Source organism: Acidimicrobiales bacterium (assembly GCA_034521975.1).
In the GTDB taxonomy this organism is placed as follows: domain Bacteria; phylum Actinomycetota; class Acidimicrobiia; order Acidimicrobiales; family SKKL01; genus SKKL01.
Genome location: JAXHLR010000004.1, coordinates 1 through 19,602 on the forward strand (window position 1 = coordinate 1; position 19,602 = coordinate 19,602).

Annotated in this window: 14 protein-coding genes; 3 read left to right on the top strand and 11 right to left on the bottom strand. The window is 67.6% G+C overall.

Annotation, left to right across the window (positions count from 1 at the left end; translation table 11 throughout):
* The 9 genes from U5K29_04405 to uvrC all read right to left on the bottom strand — a co-directional run bounded on the left by U5K29_04405 (position 1) and on the right by uvrC (position 8,719).
* The gene (locus tag U5K29_04405; GenBank protein ID MDZ7677771.1) at positions 1-948 is read right to left on the bottom strand and encodes an aldo/keto reductase; all 948 of its coding nucleotides are present in this window, start codon (positions 946-948) and stop codon (positions 1-3) included.
* Positions 949-1,004: 56 nt separating this feature from the next.
* Positions 1,005-1,235 (bottom strand): preprotein translocase subunit SecG, encoded by a 231-nt coding sequence (gene secG / locus U5K29_04410; GenBank protein MDZ7677772.1) that lies wholly within the window; start codon positions 1,233-1,235, stop codon positions 1,005-1,007.
* Positions 1,236-1,378: 143 nt separating this feature from the next.
* Entirely contained in the window at positions 1,379-2,164 is a 786-nt protein-coding gene (gene tpiA, locus U5K29_04415) for a triose-phosphate isomerase (GenBank protein MDZ7677773.1), read from the bottom strand.
* On the bottom strand, positions 2,157-3,278 hold the full coding sequence (locus tag U5K29_04420) for a phosphoglycerate kinase (protein ID MDZ7677774.1): 1,122 nt from the start codon (positions 3,276-3,278) through the stop codon (positions 2,157-2,159). The genes tpiA and U5K29_04420 overlap by 8 nt, the downstream gene beginning before the upstream one ends.
* A 7-nt stretch (positions 3,279-3,285) precedes the next feature.
* Entirely contained in the window at positions 3,286-4,299 is a 1,014-nt protein-coding gene (gap, locus tag U5K29_04425) for a type I glyceraldehyde-3-phosphate dehydrogenase (GenBank protein MDZ7677775.1), read from the bottom strand.
* 87 nt (positions 4,300-4,386) lie between these two features.
* Positions 4,387-5,268, bottom strand: coding sequence for an RNase adapter RapZ (gene rapZ, locus U5K29_04430; GenBank protein MDZ7677776.1), 882 nt, complete (start codon positions 5,266-5,268; stop codon positions 4,387-4,389).
* A 27-nt stretch (positions 5,269-5,295) separates the two neighbouring features.
* Entirely contained in the window at positions 5,296-6,036 is a 741-nt protein-coding gene (locus U5K29_04435; GenBank protein ID MDZ7677777.1) for a class I SAM-dependent methyltransferase, read from the bottom strand.
* Positions 6,029-6,820, bottom strand: coding sequence for a thioesterase family protein (locus tag U5K29_04440; GenBank protein ID MDZ7677778.1), 792 nt, complete (start codon positions 6,818-6,820; stop codon positions 6,029-6,031). Before U5K29_04440 ends, U5K29_04435 begins: the two co-directional genes overlap by 8 nt.
* Before the next feature lie 12 nt (positions 6,821-6,832).
* Positions 6,833-8,719 carry an excinuclease ABC subunit UvrC gene (gene uvrC / locus U5K29_04445; protein MDZ7677779.1) on the bottom strand — a complete coding sequence of 629 codons (1,887 nt, stop codon included), beginning with the start codon at positions 8,717-8,719 and terminating at the stop codon, positions 6,833-6,835.
* A 1,089-nt stretch (positions 8,720-9,808) separates the two neighbouring features.
* Between uvrC and U5K29_04450 the strand changes: the two genes are divergently transcribed.
* Together U5K29_04450 and U5K29_04455 are read left to right on the top strand one after the other, a co-directional pair.
* Positions 9,809-9,931: a hypothetical protein gene (locus U5K29_04450; protein MDZ7677780.1), complete on the top strand. Its 123-nt coding sequence runs from the start codon at positions 9,809-9,811 to the stop codon at positions 9,929-9,931.
* A gap of 1,432 nt (positions 9,932-11,363) precedes the next feature.
* Positions 11,364-11,972, top strand: coding sequence for a hypothetical protein (locus tag U5K29_04455; GenBank protein ID MDZ7677781.1), 609 nt, complete (start codon positions 11,364-11,366; stop codon positions 11,970-11,972).
* Between the two features lie 337 nt (positions 11,973-12,309).
* On the opposite strand, the gene U5K29_04460 is transcribed toward U5K29_04455, so the two are convergent.
* On the bottom strand, positions 12,310-12,501 hold the full coding sequence (locus U5K29_04460) for a hypothetical protein (protein MDZ7677782.1): 192 nt from the start codon (positions 12,499-12,501) through the stop codon (positions 12,310-12,312).
* A gap of 83 nt (positions 12,502-12,584) precedes the next feature.
* Between U5K29_04460 and nadA the strand changes: the two genes are divergently transcribed.
* Positions 12,585-13,193 carry a quinolinate synthase NadA gene (gene nadA / locus U5K29_04465; GenBank protein MDZ7677783.1) on the top strand — a complete coding sequence of 203 codons (609 nt, stop codon included), beginning with the start codon at positions 12,585-12,587 and terminating at the stop codon, positions 13,191-13,193.
* A 5,644-nt stretch (positions 13,194-18,837) separates the two neighbouring features.
* On the opposite strand, the gene U5K29_04470 is transcribed toward nadA, so the two are convergent.
* On the bottom strand, positions 18,838-19,260 hold the full coding sequence (locus tag U5K29_04470; protein MDZ7677784.1) for a hypothetical protein: 423 nt from the start codon (positions 19,258-19,260) through the stop codon (positions 18,838-18,840).
* Between the last annotated feature and the right edge of the window lie 342 nt (positions 19,261-19,602).

Sequence of the window (19,602 nt, forward strand, 5' to 3'; positions counted from 1 at the left end):
TCAGGGGTCCTCGCCCACCGCTCGGAGACGAGCGAGCTGGTCGGCGTCGAGCGACTCGACGACGCTGAGCGCCCCGAGGTTCTCCCTCAGCTGTGCGGGCGTGGTGGCGCCGAACAGCAGGCTGGCCAGGTGGGGATGGGCCAGGGCGAAGGCCAACGCCAGCTGCGGCGCGGGCACACCCCACTCCCCCGCCAGCTCGTCCAGCGCCCGTGCCGCGTCGGCCTCGCGAGACGGGTCCATGCGCGAGATGTCGTCGGCCCGGCCGGACTCGCCCCGGAGGTACTTGCCGCTGAGCACCCCGCCGGCCAGCACGTACGACGCCACCAGACCGGTCTCTCCGGTGGCCAACAGCGCCGCCATCTGCTCGTCCTCGACCCAGTCCCTGGTGACCAGGCTGTAGGGCAGCTGGGCGGCGCACGGCAACGGGAACCCCTCGGCCCGGCACACCTCGACCGCCTCGGCCAGCAGCGGGGCCCGCCAGTTGCCGATCCCCCACGCCCGGGCCCGCCCCGAGGTCACCAGCTCGACCACCTGGGCCACCAGATCGGCGACGGGGAGCCCCTCGGGCGGCGGCATCGAGTAGATCAGGTCGACGTGGTCCAACCCCATCCGCCCCAGCGAGGCGTCCAGCTCGGCGACCGCGTCCTGGTCGGGCCAGAACTGCCACCACAGCTTGTTGGCCACCACGACCTCGTCGCGCCGCCAGCCGGTGGCACGGAACAGCTCGCCGAACACCATCTCGGAGTAGCCGGTGGGGATCGGTGCGGTTCCCACCTCGTCGTCGTAGCGGGCGTCGTCGAGGAAGGTGATGCCCACGTCGCGGGCGGCGCGCATGACCGCCAGGGCCTGTTCGCGTGGGATGCGCTCGAAGCTTCGCCACGAGCCCAACGAGAAGAGCGACACCTCGAGTCCGGAGGCGCCCAGGGCCCGGTGAGGGAGATCGCTCATCTCCCCCGGTCTAGCTCACCGGCACCTCGTCTGCAGGAGGACCGCCCGGACGAAGCTCAGCTGAGCGTGAGGGCCAGCCCGAAGGTGCTGATCCCGAAGAGGATGGCGGCGATGAGGGTGAGCCGCGACAGGTTCTTCTCGACCACGGTCGAGCCGGCGGCGGTGGCGCCGAGGCCGCCGCCGAACATGTCGGAGAGGCCGCCGCCCTTGCCGCTGTGGAGGAGCACGAGCACCACGACACCGACCGACAACAGCATGTGGATCCCGATGAGCAGGGCGTCGAACACGAAAAGACTCCAGAGTTGGTCGGACCGGCCACCGATCGGCTCGGTCGGCCTCCGGTGGGCTGCACGATCCTAGCAGGACCCGGCCCGGGCTCCCCACCGCGGGGCCACGCCTGTCCGGGGTACCGGTGTTGGGTGCAGGTGGCTCAGTCGCCGCCCAGGCGGTACTGGACGATGCGGGCGAAGTCGTCGGCGTCGAGGCTGGCCCCGCCGACCAGGGCGCCGTCGATGTCGGGCTGGGCCATCAGCTCGGGGGCGTTGCCGGGCTTGACCGATCCGCCGTACTGCACCCGCAGCGCCGCCGCCGCCTCGGCACCGAACGCGTCGGCGACGGTGGAGCGCACGAGCGAACAGGTGCTCTGGGCGTCGTCGGCGGTGGCGGTGTGGCCGGTGCCGATGGCCCAGATCGGCTCGTAGGCGATGACCATCGCCCCCACCTGCTCGCGCTTCACCCCCGCCAGCCCGGCCTTGACCTGGCCCGACACCTTCGACTCGGTCTCGCCCGCCTCGCGCTCGTCGAGGGTCTCGCCCACGCACATGATCGGGGTCATGCCCGCCTTGATGACCGCCTTGACCTTCTTGTTGACCGTCTCGTCGGTCTCGCCGAACAGCTCCCGCCGTTCGGAGTGACCGACGATGACGTAGGTGATGTCGAGCTTGGCCAGCATCGGCGGCGACACCTCGCCGGTGAAGGCGCCCTTGTCCTCCCAGTGGCAGTGCTGGGCACCGAGCTCGACGGGGATCTTCTCGGACTGCAGCAGCGTCTGGATCGACCGGAGGTCGGTGAAGGGCGGGTGCACCGTCACGTCGACCTCCTCGTGGTCCTCCTTGGTGAGGCGGTACGACAGCTTCTGCACCGACTGGATCGCCTCGAAGTGGTTGTGGTGCATCTTCCAGTTGCCGCTGATCAGCGGGCGGCGGGCATCAGGCATCGGTGTCTCCTCGCAGGGCGGCCAGTCCGGGCAGGTCCCCCCGTTCGAGCAGTTCGAGCGATGCGCCCCCGCCGGTGGAGATGTGGTCGATGTCGTCGGCGAGGCCGAACTCGGCGACCGCGGCGGCCGAGTCGCCACCACCGACGACGGTGAAGCCGCGGCAGTCGGCCACGGCCTGGGCCACGGTGCGGGTCCCGGCCGCGAAGCGGGGGTCCTCGAACACACCCATGGGGCCGTTCCAGAACACGGTGCGGGCCTCGGCGATGACGTCGGTGAACTCGGCCGCGGTGCCGGGACCGATGTCGAGGCCCTTCCACCCGTCGGCCAGGTTGGTTCCCGCCTGGCGCACCTCTCCCCCGGCGTCGGGATCGCCGATGGTGCCGTCGGGGCCCATGGCGGTGATGTCGGAGGGAAGCTGGATCTTGCCCGATTCGAGCAGGCGAGCGCAGGTGTCGACCTGGTCGGCTTCGAGCAGCGACGAGCCGACCGAACGCCCCTTGGCGGCGAGGAAGGTGAAGCACATGCCGCCGCCGATGAGCAGGGTGTCGACCACGTCCATCAACGCCTCGATGACGCCCAGCTTGTCGCTGACCTTGGACCCGCCGAGCACGGCGACAAAGGGTCGGTTCGGCCGGTCGCGCAACCCGAGCAGCACCTCGACCTCGGTGGCCAGCAGGCGTCCGGCGGCGCTGGGCAGGTGCTGGGGCGGCCCGACGATCGACGCGTGGCTGCGGTGCGACGCCCCGAACGCGTCGTTCACGTAGAGGTCCTGGCCCTGGATCAGGCGCTGCACGAAGGCGGCGTCGTTGGCGGTCTCGCCGGGGTCGAAGCGCAGGTTCTCCATCAGCTCGACCCCCGGTGCCAGCTCGGCCAGGCGGGCCCGCACCGGGTCCATCGTGTACTTGGGATCGGGTTCGCCCTTGGGACGACCGAGGTGGCTGCAGGCGGTGACCGTCGCTCCGCGCTCCTGGAGCCACCCGATCGTCGGCAGCGCGGAGCGGATCCGCAGGTCGTCGGTGATCTCGCCGTTGCGCAACGGCACGTTGAAGTCGGCGCGCAGCAGGACCCGCCGCCCGTCGAGATCGCCGAGGTCTTCGAGTTGGGGAACCGACACGGCGCGATCAGCTCTGGTTGGCTGCGCCGATGACGAGGCCGAGGTCGACGAGGCGGTTGGAGTAGCCCCACTCGTTGTCGTACCAGCCGAGCACCTTGACCAGGTTGCCCATGGCCATCGTCAGCGGAGCGTCGAAGGTGCACGATGCCGGCGACCCGACGATGTCGGTGGAGACGAGCGGCGCCTCGGAGTACTCGAGCACCCCGGCCAGCGGGCCGCTGTCGGCCGCGGCCCGGAACGCCTCGTTGACCTCGTCGGCGGTCACCTCGCGCTCGAGGGTGCCGACGAAGTCGGTGATCGAACCCGTCGGCACCGGCACCCGCAGCGCGGTGCCGTCGAGGCGCCCCTGCATCGACTCCATGACCAGGGCGGTGGCGCGGGCGGCGCCGGTGTTGGTGGGCACGATGTTGATCGCCGCCGCCCGGGCCCGGCGCAGGTCCTTGTGGGGCCCGTCGACCAGCATCTGGTCGCCGGTGTAGGCGTGAACGGTGGTCATGAACCCCTGCTGGACCCCGAAGGCGTCGTCGAGCACCTTGACCAGCGGCACGAAGCAGTTGGTGGTGCACGATGCGTTGGAGACGACCTTGTGGGTGTCGGGGTCGAAGGTGTCGTCGTTGACCCCCATCACGAAGGTGGCGTCGGCTCCCGAGGACGGCGCCGACACGATCACGAACGGCGCGCCGCCGTCGAGGTGGGCGGCCGCCGCGTCGCGGCTGGTGAAGATGCCGGTCGACTCGATGACCACGTCGACGCCGAGGTCGCCCCACGGCAGGCTGCCGGGGTCGCGCTCGGACAGCACCTTGATCGCGTCGCCGTCGACGCGGAGCCCGTCGTCGTCGACGGTCACGTCGGCGTCGAGCTGGCCCATGACCGAGTCGTACTGCAGGAGGTGGGCCATGGTGTCCTTGTCGCCCAGGTCGTTGACGGCGACGATGTCGAGGTCGGCACCCTGTTCCTTGGCGGCCCGGTAGAAGTTGCGCCCGATGCGCCCGAAGCCGTTGATCCCGACACGAACACTCATGTGGTCTGTCCTCCTTGGGGGGTCATGTGGGTCTCCATCCGATCACGTCCGGCGAGGCGGTGCCAATGGCAGGGCGAGGCCGGCCCCTCAGCGGTCGATGTCGCGGTGGGTGACCGAGGCGTTGAGCCCGTGGGCGCTCATGCGCTCGGCCAGCTCCTCGGCCAGCACCACCGAACGGTGCCGCCCACCGGTGCAGCCCAGCGCCACGGTGAGGTAGGACTTGCCTTCGCGCAAGAAGGCGGGCACCACGACCTCGAGCACCGAGTCGAACCCGTCGAGGAACGAGGCGGCCTCGTCCTGGCCGAGCACGAAGTCGCGGACCGCGGGGTCGAGCCCGGTGTGGGCCTGCAGCTCGGGAACCCAGTGGGGGTTGGGCAGGAACCGGCAGTCGAACACGATGTCGACGTCGAGGGGCAGCCCGTGCTTGTAGCCGAAGGAGATGACGCTGGTGCGCAGCTGCGAGGCGGGATCGGACTCGTCGCCGAAGAGGGTGATCATCCGCTCGCGGAGCTGGTGGACGTTGAGGTCGCTGGTGTCGACCACGACGTCGGCCTCGGCCTTGACCGGGTCGAGCAGCACCCGCTCGCGGTCGATGGCGTCGACGATCGTCTGCTCGTCGCTGAGGGGGTGGCGGCGCCGGGTGCTCTCGTAGCGCTGGACCAGCACGCTGGTGGACGCCTCGAGGAACAGGATCCGCACCGGGGTGTCGCCGGCACGGACCTGGCGCAGCGCGGGCAGCACGTCCTCGAAGCCGGGGCCGGTGCCGACCACCAGCACGACCTGGGAGAACTCCGAGCGGGGGGCCGAGGCCAGCTCGGCGACCTTGGGGATGAGCTGGGGCGGCAGGTTGTCGATCACGAACCACCCCAGGTCCTCGAGGTGGTCGGCGGCGAGGGACCGGCCCGCGCCGGACAGCCCGGTGATGACGATGAACTCGCTGGTCGGTGTCCCCTCGCTCACGGTCGCCACACCACCGCAGCGTAGTGGTGCCACCCCTCAGCGCGGCACCTTGGCGGTGACCAGCACCAGCAGGCGCGGGATCGTCGCCGCCGCCTCGTACTCGGCCGCCTGGGCGAGGAATCCCGGGGGCGGTGCCGGTTCCACCATGTTGGTGATGACCAGGCCGTTGTCGGCCAGCGCGTTGACATAGCGGCTGAGGGGCCGGTGGATGAAGGGGATGAACACGCCCTTTTCGACCTCTTCGATCGTGGCGTCCTCGACCAGGTACGGGCCGATCCGCCAGTACTGCTCGGGCGGGTCGAGGATCTGGTCGTCGATCCAGCCGCTGTCGGGTGTCTGCAACAGGGGATGGTTGAGAAAGAACAGGAACCGGCCGCCGGGGCGCAGCACGCGGGCGACCTCGGCGATGGCCTCGTCGACCGATTCGATGTGCTCGAACACCAAACAGGCCACCGCGGTGTCGAAGCTGGCGTCGGGGAACGGCAACCGGTCGGCCCCCGCCCGGGCGTAGGTCGCTCCCCCGCCGCGCTCGGCCGCCACCGTCACCTGGGCCCAGGTCGGGTCGATGCCCACCGCGGTGCGGGCGCCGACCCGAAGCGCCAGGCGGGCCACCTGGCCCTCGCCGCAGCCGACGTCGAGCACGTCGCCCGCGCCGTCGAGCAGCTCGGCGGCGAGCGGCAGGATCTGTTCGGTGTACTCCGGGTCGGCCCCCTCGGAGAACCCGTCCTGCCACCAGCCGGCATGGGCCTCCCAGAGACCGCCGCCCGGGTCAGTCACGGACCCGCACGATGGTCGACTGGCTGGCGGTGGCCATGAGCCTGCCGTCCTCGGACCACTGGTGCACCAGGCCGTGGGCGAAGCCGTTGGCCATGGCGTGAACCCGGATGTCGAGCAGCACCCACTCGGTGGGGACCGGCGACACGATGCGGATCGTGTTGTCGAGGCTGTTGCCGCCCGCGTCGCGACCGAGCGCGGCACCGATGCCGCCGGGGACGAAGTCGCCGAGGACCGCGAGGGCGACCGCTTCCATGTCGATCCCCTCGGGCACCCGTACCCAGATGGCGCTGCGCCCGTCCACGGTGGGATCGGCATCACCGTCGACGGGGACGGCGATCCGCTCCTCGAACCGGGTGTGGATCCAGTCGCCCTCGAGGTGGCGCCACCTGGGCCGGGGCGGGCACTCGTCGGGCGGTTTGACCTCGGGCCGCTGGGCCCACTCGCCGCCGATCTCCACGGGCCGCGCACCGAGCGCGGCGTTGACGGTGAGGATCTCGGTGTCGCCGACGTGGGCGACCGCCCGGGCCTGGCTCACCTGCTTGCCCGACACCGCCACCCGCACGTCGATGTCGAGGATCGACGGCGGCCGGGCGTAGGAGAGGTACTGGGCGGCCGCCCAGACCACCGGGCGGCCGGTGGTGCCCTCCAACGCGGAGATGGCGGCGCCGAGGCCGCACCCCCCGAAGAGAAAGCCGCCGCCGGTGCTGATGCCGGGGGTGATCGGCAGGATCCAGCGGTTGGGGTTGTGGGTGGGTTCGAGTCCGAGCCAGGTGCGAGCGTCCATCGCTGGGGAATGCTACGGCGCGTTTCGCGGCGACCGGTCCGGGCGGGCGTGGACCTTGTCGTGCACGGCCTCGGCCACCGCGTCGGGCAGCCACGACAGTGCCTTGAGGTCGTCGAGCGAGGCCCGCTTCACCGCGTTGACCCCACCCATCTCCTTGACGAGTCGCTTCTTGCGGGTCGGTCCCAACCCGGCGATGTCGTCGAGGGCCGAACGGGTCATCCGCTTGTTGCGAAGCTGGCGGTGGTAGCTGATGGCGAAGCGGTGGCTCTCGTCGCGCAGCCGTTGGAGCAGGTACAGGGCTTCGGACTGGCGCGGGAGCCGGACCGGGTCGGGCTGACCCGGCAGGTACACCTCCTCGAACTGCTTGGCCAGCGACGCCACCGGGATCTCGTCGTCGAGCCCGAGGTCCTGGAGGACCCGCTGGGCCACGCCGAGCTGGCCCTTGCCGCCGTCGACGACCAACAGGTTGGGCGGGTACCGGAACTTGCCGTCGCGCTCGGCCACCGGTGTCTCGCGCTCTTCGAGGTAGCTGCGGAAGCGCCGGGTGAGCACCTCTTCCATGGCGGCGTAGTCGTCGTTGCCGGGGACGTCGCGGATCTTGAACCGGCGGTACTCGCTCTTCTTGGGCAGGCCGTCCTCGACCACCACCATCGAGCCGACGTAGTCCGAGCCCTGGATGTGGCTCATGTCGTAGCACTCGATGCGCAGCGGCGGATCGGGGAGGCCGAGCTGTTCCTGCAGCTCGTTGAGGGCCTGGGCCCGGGTGTTGTGGTCCGACGCCCGCCGCAGGCGGTGGCGGGTGAACGCCTCGCCCGCGTTGCGGGTGACGGTGTCGAGCAGGGTCCGCTTGTCGCCCCGCTGCGGCACCCGGATGGCGACCTTGGAGCCCCGCACCTCGGTGAGCCAGCGCTGGTAGAGGTCGTCGTCCTCGGAGGCGGTCGGCACCAGCACCATCTTGGGGAACCCGAGCGGCGGGTAGTCGTAGTACAGGCCTTCGAGCACGTTGCCCACCAGCTCGGCCGAGCTCAGGTCCTCGACCTTGTCGACGACGAACCCCTTGCGGCCGACGACGCGGCCACGGCGGACGAAGAACACCTGCACCGAGGCCTCGAGCTCGTCGTCGGCGATGCCGATGACGTCGAGGTCCTCGGACCGGTCGGCCACCATCTGCTGCTTCTCGATCGCCTTGGTGACGCTGGTGAGCCGGTCGCGCAGGCGGGCGGCGGTCTCGAACTCGAGGTTGTCGGCGGCGTCGCGCATGCGGGCCTCGAGGTCGGCGACGACCTCGTCGGTGTCGCCGTCGAGGAAGTCGCACAGCTCGGCGACCAGCCGGTCGTAGTCGGCGTGGTCGATCGCCCCGACGCAGGGAGCCGAGCACTTCTCGATGTGGCCCAGCAGGCACGGCCGGCCGAGGCGTTCGTGGTGGCGGTACTTGTTGTCCGAACAGGTGCGGATCGGGAAGGTGCGCAGCAACAGGTCGAGGGTCTCGCGGATGGCATAGGCGTGGCCGTAGGGACCGAAGTAGCGCACGCCCTTGCGCTTGGCACCCCGCATGACCATGGCGCGTGGCCAGTCGTCGTCGAGGGTGACCGCCAGGAAGGGGTAGCTCTTGTCGTCGACGAGGCGGACGTTGAAGCGGGGCCGGTGCTCCTTGATGAGGTTGTACTCGAGCATCAGCGCTTCGACGTCGTTGCGGACCTGGATCCAGTCGACGGTCTCGGCGGTGGCCACCATCTGCGCGGTTCGCACCGGCAGCGAGGCCGGGTTCACGAAGTAGTTCGACAGCCTCGAACGCAGCGACTTGGCCTTGCCGACATAGATGACCCGGCCCTGGGCATCCTTGAACTGGTAGGAGCCCGGGGCGTCGGGAATGGTGCCGGCAGGCGGACGTTCGACCACCATGTGGAGCGTAGCGAGCAGGCCGTTCGGTCCTGAGCCGAGCATCCACAGCGTGTGCGCAGGACCCTGGAATTCCGCGAGCTGTCATCCGACGGGGAGCGGTGCGCGAATCGCTCCAGACGTGACGCAACCGGTGCGATCACGCAGGTACCGAGGAGGCTCCCCGTGCTGGCCGGCGCGGTTGTGGACGATCGTGCTCGCCGCTGGTTGCAGCCTCGGCGACCGTCTCGCACTCGCCACGCTCGATCGCAGGACCTGACTCCGTCGAATCGTCTCGGTTCATCACAACCAGCTGCTGGAGCTCGCTCCAAGCAGCGATTCGGCGAGCATGGCGCTGTACTACATCCTCCTCGACGCCGTGGGCAGACATCTCGATCGACCCGTTCTGGATCCGGCTGCCGTCGGCACTGTTCGCTGCGGCCGCCGTTGGACTCACGGTTGGCATTCGCCCTCCGCTTCTTCGGCCGGCGGGTTGGGCGTATGGACCGCGGCTGCTCCATCGTGCCGGCGTGGGGGGTCATCCGCTTCGCCCAGGAGGCTCGCTCCTACTCACTGCTGATGCTGCTCGTCCGTCGCTTCCTGGTGGGTGTTCCTCGGGCTTGTGGCAGCGCGACGATCGCATCAGACGGTGGGCTCTGCTGGGGCCTCATGGGCGCAGGCCTCATCTATGCCCATCCTCTCGGTGGGCTCATGATCGCTGGGCAGGTGCGTCACCGGCATGGCTCGAACATCCCGATCCGCGGTGCTGCGCTCCGCCGCGCGTCGCCAGGGCCTGGTCACTCTGGGCGTGCTCCTCGTCCCGATGCTGGCCACCTTCGGACAGGCGACCGGGGCCGCGCCCGAATTGGATCGAGCCGCTCGGGCATCCACTCTCCTGCGCGAGATGGCGAGCGATCCTCGCAGGGCCATTCGGCAGCCCTCCAGATTGGGCTTGAGCGCTCGCGCTCGTGGCTTCGACGGTACGGGTTGCGATGCTGGCTTCCCGGCACAGCGGCGAGCCCCAGCAGTCATGGCACACTCAGATGCCTCGTCGCTGTGGCTCTGGATCACACCGGCCGGGCCCGATACTCGATCTCACTCGCGGAGCCGATGATCCGCGAGCGCTACCTCATCGGGGTGCTTCCCGCAGCAGCGATCGTCGTGGCGCTGGCCATCACGAGCATCCCCGTGGCCCACGGTCCAAGTCGCAGCCGGATCGATCGTGGTGTCTGATGCTCATCCCGGGCCACATCGTCGTGCAGCGCGATGACGGATACCCGTGGAGCTCGAGCGGTCAACCTGATCGAGGGCGATCTGGATCCCACGGACCGATCACGGCATCCTCTTCATCGCTACCGGGTCGCGGCACCCGTTCGAGCTCGCCGCCGCCGACAGCCGAGTGCTCCAGGAGACGATTCCCATCCGCCCGATCGAACCGTGGGGCACGAACCTCCGCTACTTCGAGGAACACGGTCTGGAGACGATCGTCGAGCGCAGCCAGATGGTCGATGTGCTCTGGCTGGTCGAACAGCGTGTCCCCCTCGGTCGCGGGCAGCCACGGCCCGCGCACTGGATGCCGCCGAGCCATTGGACGAGGTCGGCTTCGTGTGCGATCCAGGAGCTGCACCGAGCTCTCGCCGACGCGAGCTGCTCCGTGCACCGTGACGATTCGACCGCCTTGCTCCATCGGAGGCACCGTCGAGCAGCGCCGCCGCAATACCTGTGAGCGCGGCCACCAGATGAGTCCACCGGTCGATCGCATCAGCTGATCGTCGCCGCGAGCCTCAGCGGTGCGGTGCTGCGAGTCGTGCGGGGTGGCTGCCGCTGGTCGCGGCGCCGTGTGCTGCTGCTGGCCTGCCGACGCTCGGGGCTCGCGACCTCTGGTATGACGAAGCGTTCTCGGTCACATCCACGAACCAGCTCTGGGACTCGCTCATTCAGCGCTCGGGGAGCATGGGCCTGTACTACGGGCTGCTCGCCCTCTGGTCGAAGGTGTCGATCGACCCGTTCTGGCTCCGGCTTCCCTCCGCCCTGTTTGCCGCCGGCCGCGGTCGGGCTCTCAGTCCGATTCGCGCTCGCCTACTTCGGCCGTCGCATCGCGGCATGGACCGCGGTCATCCTGGTGAGCTCATGGGGGGTCACTCGCTACGCGCAGGAAGCGCGCAGCTACGCGTTGGTGCTGCTCCTCGCCGTCGCCTCGTGGTATCTCTTCTTCCACCTTGCCGAGCACAGCACCAAGCGGGGCTGGCTCTGGTGGGGCATCTGCAACGCGGCGCTCGTGTACTCGCACCCACTTGCCGGCCATGGTGCCCGCCTCCCAGCTCCTTGCGCTCCGCGGCGCGACCATCCGAGCTCGCAACCCTGCGAACGGCCGAGTCGCTTCCGGGGTGGATCACCCTCGGGGCGCTGTTGCTACCCATGGTCGTCACCTTCGGGTTCCGAACTGGAGCGCACCCCGGTTGGGTGCCGCCACTGGGCTGGTCCACGATCAATGACGGCCTGAAGATCGTGGCGCGGAACCTACCTTCTGCCGCAGATCGCTCATCTTGATGGCGCTCGTCTGGCGGCCGCGGTCGCGCCTGGTCGCCCGGCCACCAGCGGGCAATTACATCGAGAGGTGGCGCCTTCACTGCCTTCGTGTCTGGCTGCTGGGTGCCGCCCAGTCGTGCTCCTCGTCATCTCGCTGGCGCAGCCGATGTTCATGGGGCGCTACATCATCGCCGTGGTACCTGCTGCCGCCATCGCCATGTCAGCGACATTGACCAGCCTTCGCCCCCGCGTGGCAGCGCTCGTAGCGGGCGCAGTGATCGTGGCGGCATTGGTCGGTGGTCTCGTCTCGCTCTACCGCTTCGAGGGGCATCGCTGGAGCGGGGCCGTGGCCCACATCGAATCGGATCTCACACAGGACGCCCGCCACGGGATCATCTTCAACTTCTCCCACGTGCGTCAGCCATTCGAGGTCAACGCCGTCGGAAGCGACGTGCTGGTGGAGACCGAACCTGTGAGCCCGGCAGAGCCCTGGGGCACGAACCTCCGCTATCCCGCCGAGGTCTCCGACGCCGAACTGGCCCAGTCGCCTCGAAGACATCGATGTGCTGTGGTAGGTCGCCCAGCAGCTTCGACGACGTGCTCCCGAGATCGACATCAGCAGTGGATCGTTCGGGTTCTGCGCCGACGAGAGCTGGTGGTTTCCGCCCATCGAACTGACGCGCTTCACGCCATGCGCTGGTCCCTGAAGCCGAGACCGATCGCGTCGATGGCTGAGACCGGATAGAGTGAAACACGAGCTGGCCTGGCTTCCAGCACATGGCTCCGTGACCGACATCCCCGTGGCGTGGCGACCAGGCTGCCCCCACCGGTCACCAAGCGGAGCCCCAACTGGGAGGTCCCCGCACCCTCATGCTCCGCATCCAGAACCGTTTGCCAGACCGGTACCTCGACGCGACGCCTGACCAGCTCGCGGAGTGGATCCAATCGGCCAAGTCCACCCTCGGTGAACGGGTGTTCATCCTCGGGCACCACTACCAGCGCGACGAGGTCATGCGCTGGGCCGACGCCAGGGGCGACTCGTTCCGCCTCTCCGTCCTCGCCCAGGAACACCCCGAAGCCGACTACATCGTCTTCTGCGGCGTGCACTTCATGGCCGAATCGGCCGATGTCCTCACCGCCGACCACCAGCAGGTCGTGCTCCCCGACCTCAACGCCGGCTGCTCCATGGCGGACATGGCCGACATCGACGAGGTGACCGAGGCCTGGGAGGCGCTGAGCGCGGTCACCGACATCGACCGCGTGGTGCCGATCACCTACATGAACTCATCGGCGGCGATCAAGGCCTTCGTCGGCGAGCACGGCGGAGCGGTCTGCACCTCCACCAACGCTCGCGGCGGTGCTCGAGTGGGCGCTGGCGAAGGGCGACCAGGTGATCTTCTTCCCCGACCAGCACCTGGGCCGCAACACCGGCTTCGCCATGGGCTACGACCACGGCGACATGGCCATCTGGGATCCCCGCCTCGATCTGGGCGGGCTCGACGAGGCCACCTGCAAGGAAGCCACGCTGTTGCTGTGGAAGGGCCACTGCTCGGTCCACCAGCGCTTCACCACCGAGCAGGTCGAGGCGTTCCGCGCCGAGCACCCCGACGGCATCGTCGTCGTGCACCCCGAGTGCGCCCACGAGGTGTGCGAGGTGGCCGACCAGGTCGGGTCCACCGACTTCATCATCAAGGCGGTCGACGCCGCACCCGCGGGTTCGGTGATCGGGGTCGGCACCGAGATCCACCTGGTCAACCGGCTGAACGACGAGACACCCGACAAGACGATCGTGTCGCTCGATCCGCTGGTCTGCCCGTGCTCGACGATGTTCCGCATCGATGCGGCCCACCTGGCGTGGGTGCTGGAGTCACTCGTCGACGGGCGGGTGGTCAACCGCATCACCGTCGACCCCGAGACCACCGAGTGGGCCAAGGTCGCCCTCGAACGCATGCTCGAGATCACCTGAGTGAGTGGCGTCTCGGGCAGAAGCGCCAGGTCGGATCGACCGGCCCGATCGGACGATACATCCTGATCGAGGCCGGATGGAAGGCCGCTTCCAGAGGTACGTCACGCCTCATTGCCTGCCGCTCGCTCGACCTGAACTACGCCGCCACGCTGTGTTGCCGACAGCGGCGCGCAACACGCCCGAGTTGGCGGTGCACCTCGCAGGCGTCCCCGTGCTCGACGTCGAATGAACGCCGAGCCGAAGCCAGCCGCTAGATGGATCTCACTGGGTTCGTTTGTCACGTGAACACTCGCGGAGTGCGTACGAGCCGCAAGATGAGCCTCCCGCCAGCAGCACGCGAGGCGCCCACCACGACCAGAGCTCGCACAACCAGCCACCCTGAAGAAACCGGCAGGAAGCGCACCGAAGAACCAATGCTCCTGCCGGACACGCCCCACTGCCGCCCTCTCGACGTCAGTACGCCACGGGATGTCCACCAACCGATCAGCTACCAGGCGTGCGCCCACCGCCCATGCAGCGAAGCTCGTCGTCGTCGCTATGGCTGCCCCCACGAGCCCGAGCAGACCGATGAGAGCGACATTCAGCACGAGGTTGAGGGTCGCCGCAAAGAGCGACACCGCGGCAGCTAGCCGCCCAGTACGCCGCACATGGAAGAGCACCAAAGACGACGCTTGGAACAATCCATAGAATACGGCGGCGGGCGCGATCACCGACACCACCTGCTGGAGCCCTTCTGGTTCGTCCGCGCTTCGGAGCCACGACCCGCAATCCAAAGGGAGCCCCCGCACGTACAAGCGGTGGCACGGCGACTACCGGAAGCTTTCAAGCACCGCGGCGGTGGTCGCAGCGAGAGACTCCCAGCGAGAGTCGTCGGCAAGGCCGAAGACGGACCAGGAGGACCCCGAGCGATACTTAGCGCCTGGACGCCAAAGACTCCAAATCGAGCCAACCATGTAGGCGACCTGATAAGCGGCCTACCGCCATCAGCCCCAGGATGTCCCCCGCGATTGCTCGGTCACCCATCATCAATCAGGTAGAGGCTGAGCGAGGTGAGCGACTGTGGGCCGGCCCAGACCCGCACGCCGTTCCGGAGCGCCGTCCCAGGCGGAGAGCCGGGGTCGGAGGCGAACCGCCACTGCACCTCCGACAGACGCAACAACGTATCCAGCCAGAACCCCGAACAGGTAGGCCTCAGGCCGAGGTTCAGATGCTGCTGGCCGGAACCAGTCCGATGAGGGGCCCAGCCTGCGGTCGCCACGATGGTTGTGGAGTACCGAACGTCCAAGGCCGGTCTTCCGCACGCAGGAGGTTCCGAACCGCGACCGGTCAGCACTAGGAAGACGGCGGTGACGACGGCAATCGTCAACACGCTGTCATAGGGACGTCGGATTGCCTGCGACCACATAGGGCCAGGCCGGATGACGCAGCCCCTGACACTACGATCGCTGAACCGAGCACGGCGGCTACGGCAAGGGCTCGAGGCCGAACCAGGCTGACGGTCGAGCACGCCCGAGCCGAAGTACTCTCGATTCGCTGCCGAGTGAAGTCCGAGCGAGGCCACTGACCCGACGACGCCCGTGACGGCGATGGCGACGCTCACCTCCCCGAGCTCGGGGGAAGCTCGAACGCCAGTCAGCAATGGCAGCATCGCCAAAACGGCCCAGGGCTCGGCCCGCCGGAGCGACAGCGAAGGCCGAGCCCCGCGTGAACAACCACCTGGTTGGGTCCATTTCCTGATCGCTCACGGGTTGGACGTCCTTCACCAACTGGATCCAGGCGACCGTCAGGGACGCAGGTGGAATGCTGACGGTCTCGACGGTGAGGGGCGAACGCGGGCACCGATTCGGCAAGCGCACGACGCAGGTTCGTCGTGGCCGAGCACTGCTAGGAGGTCGGTTGGGAACGCCGATGATCGTCGTGATCGCTTCAGGCGCTTCGGACGATCACCTCTTCTGACCTGTTGGCCTCCGTTCGGAGACAGACCGAGGTCACGATCAGTGCGGTACGCCTCGTAGCGCCGCTAGCCCTCTCGCCGAATCAACGGCAGCGAACTTCGGACCGGTCACTCGGCGCTTTGACGTCGAGCTTGCGAGCCCCGCTCGTGCTGGGTGGGGCGAAGAAGCCGCGCTCGTCATCCACCTCGGTGCGAACGACCACCTCGCCCGAGGCACCCTGTTCACCGCCTGGAGTCGAGCCTCTTCAGCTCCGGTATGGATGCGATCGCCGCAAGACTCGTCGCAGTCGGTGGGACATCGTTTGGCAGGTCAGTCGCTGCTGTGGCGAACTCGGTGCTCGATCTAGATCCTTCATCACCGGGTCCAGAATCTGGGCGCCGCCCGACGCCTCGCGTCCGCCTGTGGGCGCCGCGCGTGGCGAAGATCACTCGATCGTGATCCACCGCCGAGTGGTGGAGGTACCACGGGATGTCTGGACCCGCTACCGCGTGTGGGGTGAACGACACAAGGGACCGTAGTTCCTTCAGCTCGCCACTCGCACTTCTCGCAAGCCTCCTTGTGCCGAGCGTCATCGCGACCGTGGGTCTTGGCAAGAGACCACGCTGCTGCTGCGCCTGCACTACACCTTCTCGTCGCCACGCTTGGTGGCCTGGCGGCTGGTCAGGAACCGGCGTGGCCCTCCACCGCGCAGCGGCGGTGATCCTCCTCCAAGGCTGGGCCTTGGCCTAGGCTTCTCCACCGGTGCACTGAGGTCACTCGCTGGAGGTCCTCGTTGACATGCCGCTCCCACGACCGCGGTCGCCTAAAGGGTGTCGCCAAGGGTGCCGAGATTCTCGGCCGCCAGATCGGGTGGGCGCCCGATCGGCGCGAGCCGCGTTCCTTGATAAGGGATAGTCGTCTCGACAACGGTAGCGAGTGCTACTCAAATGCGACGCGGATACTCTTCCTGACTCCTCGAGACTGGGCACCCCGCCGTGCAGCTCGAGGGCTTGCTCGCCGCGGCGCTACTGAAGCTCGCACACTGCCGTGAAGTTCCTCACGTGCGGTGGCGGTCTCGACATCTGCGATCGCACGAACTGCCACGGGGGCCCCCGATGCCGTGCGCGACGTGCGCTCGCTATGTTTGAACATCGCTTCAAGCGTTTGGGCATCCACAGATGCTGTACCACGGTGGATGGCCAACGATCCCGGCCCATGGCCAGAGCTCGACAGCATGACGCTGGAAGAATTCGAACACGTCACCGTAGATGGCCTGCCATTGGGGAAACTGATGGCAATTCCGACCCGCTGACGTAGAGCGCCCGACTTGAGGACGATCCGATAGGCGCCGAAACACCGAGAGTTTCTGGTCTACTCCGCCGCATGGCTGTGGCCATTACGAGCACTCTTGACGACTTGGATCCACATCCGTCGTTATGCTCAATGGCCTGTTCAGCTTTGAAGCAGTCACGGGAGATTTGCCGGGAGCAGCGACCGTGACGTCATGACATATGAACGCACACATCGAGCTGGATCTCTCATCTACGGCCGGACGCCACGAACGGCTTCGATCTGTCGGCCCTTTGGACAACACGCAAGGAGAACCAAGCCTTTGACCGACGGACGCAGCTGCCCTAGAAGACTACCTCACCGAGCGCCGGTGAGAGGACAGCCGCTCCTGGACATTTGGAAAGATGCTGTCCACGTGCGGCCACAGCGGAGCGATGCAGGGCGCCTCATAGCGCTCTTCACAAACGTCACCTGGGATAGTTCAGTGTTAGGATGAGACGTCGGGTTCGACTCCATGCACCACTGGTTGGAGACGACGTACGGTACTTCATCGCTCATCCTGAGCACGAGCTGGTAGTTCGCAGGCGCACCCGGCTGAGGCGCGGCGGCCCGGGAAGGAGCCCGCCGAACCAGTTGCCAGCTTTCTCCAGGAGCGGATCGGCGATTCTGCCGTCGAACATGGTGATTGCTGCTGAGAAACGCTAGGCGGCTATCCTCTGATGGAGGAAGCCGACCTCGGCCTCGTCTACACCTCGACGGTGGGACTCGAGGATGGCGGTAATGGGTAAGGCCGTCATCGTGACAGGCAGTGCCCACTATCGAGGACTCGGGTTCACACTGGATGCCGAAGGGCCAATACGCTCATCGAACTCTAACCCGGGTGACGATCCTCGCCTCGGCGTGGGTCCTGACTTCAGCACGTCGGTATCCCTCCGCGTTCTTCTTCGAAGCCCCTATCCCGTTCGATCTGGTCTCGGACCATACCCAGGCCTCGCCCGGCCTGGAGGTCGACGGATCTCGCTGAGCTGCTGCCCGGCTCCGGCGGGCCTCGATCACATCTGCAACCTCATTCTCGGAGGCCGCCCTGACCACTGACGTTCGCGCCGCGACCTGGAGCCTGCGTGTGGGAATCGCCTGACGACACCCACCAAAAGCCACCTGTCCAGACCCAGTGCATGACCCAGGCAGGCCGCACGCCTGCCTCCCTCACAGGCACCGGTGCGTTGGCACGAGATCATGCGCTGCCGCAGCAACCATCCCAGCATGTGCGACCAGTACGCCTCGACCAGCGACTTTCCTTCAGCACGAGGTGGGGGACTTCGACCGGGAGAAGGAGTGCTGGCAGCACCTGTCGCCCACGGACCGACTCGGATGCCGCTGCCGACCGCAGGCTTGAGAGCCGTCTGTTTTCAGATACTGCTTGATCAGCGCCCATATAAGCTGCAGCAGGGGCGATACCCAACCGCCAAGGAAGCGTCGAGCCAGCACGACGCCCCCTGTCGCCCGGATGCGGTGGTTGAGCTGAACATCATTGACGCCAACATCTTCGGCCCAGCCTCCGAGCGCCTTAACCCGCTCGGGGTCGGAATATTCCGAGTAGACCGTCTCAGCAGGTGCAGACGCCCCCACGTGGAATCGTGCGGTCCCGCGCCCCACGCAGACCGGGTGGCAAGCGCGATCCCCGAGCGATCGTCGTCTCGTCGGCGCGGATCCATCCGGCCCACCACCACATCTGCCCCCGTCCTATCCAGGAGCTCGACGCACTTCGCGATGTCATCCACTTCGATGAACGAATGCCGTCCAATCTCACCAAGTACTCGCCGCGTGCCGCCTCCAGCACGGCGTGAGCCCAGCTGACTGCAAGCGCCGGGGATTGTGCACGAGGGTGAAGCGCAGTTCGCGTTGCGCTCCACCTTCAACGATCTCACATGAGTGGGCCCGACCCCACCATCGGCCACCCAGCACCTCAAAGTCTGGGTAGGTCTGCATGGCCAGCCGATCGAGCGCTTCGTTCAAGTCGCGCTGCTCGTTGAGGACGGGACGAGGCACGGACCGACCACACCGAGGAGTGATCCGGTGCTCATGAGCTGGAGGGCCACAGCGCCTCGGCGAACGAGGTATTCGTAGTCGATCCTGGCGGAGGAGGCCTGCGTACGCGGAATGACCTGGCCGGGTCGAGCAGGACCGACCAGCGTTCATGCCCTCCGGGACCATGCCGGGCCAGCCCGGTGAAGGTGGTTGGCCAGCGCGCTGAACGCGGTCACAGTGACCTGCTCGAACCCGACACACTGGAAGAAGCCGCCGGAGACTCTCACGTGTGCAGAACGAGGTGCTCTTCCCCAGAGCGTGAACGAACGGAACGGTTCCCGATCGAGAAAGTTGAGCAGGAAGTCGCCAGCACGCGTGTGGCACCTCGATGATCACCCGCCCCCGCCCGGCACAAGCGTCCGCCTGAGGCGTTGAAGATCGCCGAGCGGGTCTTTGAAGTGTTCAAAGACGTGAAAGAGTGTGACGACATCGACCAATTCCGGCGCAACGTCCGCCGAGAGCGGAGTGCACCGTGTAACCCTGCTCAACGGGGCTTGAAACTCACGATGGGGCTCGACCGCTGCAACAGCTCTCCGCTCGGTCTCCGTCGCCTCGAGGAGTGCGCGCCGATCCGGTTCCCACATGGAGCCAGCGCCTGTTCGTGATGACCGCTCCCCATCGGTCAGATCGCTTCCGCGTATCAGCTTCAAGGCCTTTGCCGTAGCACGACAGCTCGCCAAGCTCCGCCAGCAGCGGTGTGCAGCTTCGTTGTAGTAAGCCTCGTCGATGTGGTCGATGCGGTCGAGAAGGATCACGCCCAGGTAGCGACGCCGCGGCGCTCAACGTCGTAGCGATCGCGTACCACTGGGTGATATGGCTCGAGCGGGCGAGCGGAACACACACCGAGCTCAACCAACTGGGCATGGATCCCGTGGGACTGTGGCCTATAAGTACAGAACCATTCCTCCAACCTGTCCAATGCCACCGAATCCCTCACCTTCGTTCTTGTGTCCTTGCCAAACCTCGGGGATGAAGGAGATATCGGGGAATGCAGCGAGATCTTCGGCAAGTGCTTCGAACACATCCCCTCGCCAACCTGAAGGCGTTCGCCGTCGACCCCGCGTCGGCAAGGTGAAGATGCGCTGTGTGTGGAGCGA

Excerpts from the sequence above, each read along its gene's own strand:
- tpiA (MDZ7677773.1), bottom strand. The coding sequence starts at position 2,164 with ATGCCTGATGCCCGCCGCCCGCTGATCAGCGGCAACTGGAAGATGCAC.
- U5K29_04450 (MDZ7677780.1), top strand. The coding sequence starts at position 9,809 with ATGATCCGCGAGCGCTACCTCATCGGGGTGCTTCCCGCAGCAGCGATC.
- gap (MDZ7677775.1), bottom strand. The coding sequence starts at position 4,299 with ATGAGTGTTCGTGTCGGGATCAACGGCTTCGGGCGCATCGGGCGCAAC.
- U5K29_04440 (MDZ7677778.1), bottom strand. The coding sequence starts at position 6,820 with ATGGACGCTCGCACCTGGCTCGGACTCGAACCCACCCACAACCCCAAC.
- U5K29_04405 (MDZ7677771.1), bottom strand. The coding sequence starts at position 948 with ATGAGCGATCTCCCTCACCGGGCCCTGGGCGCCTCCGGACTCGAGGTG.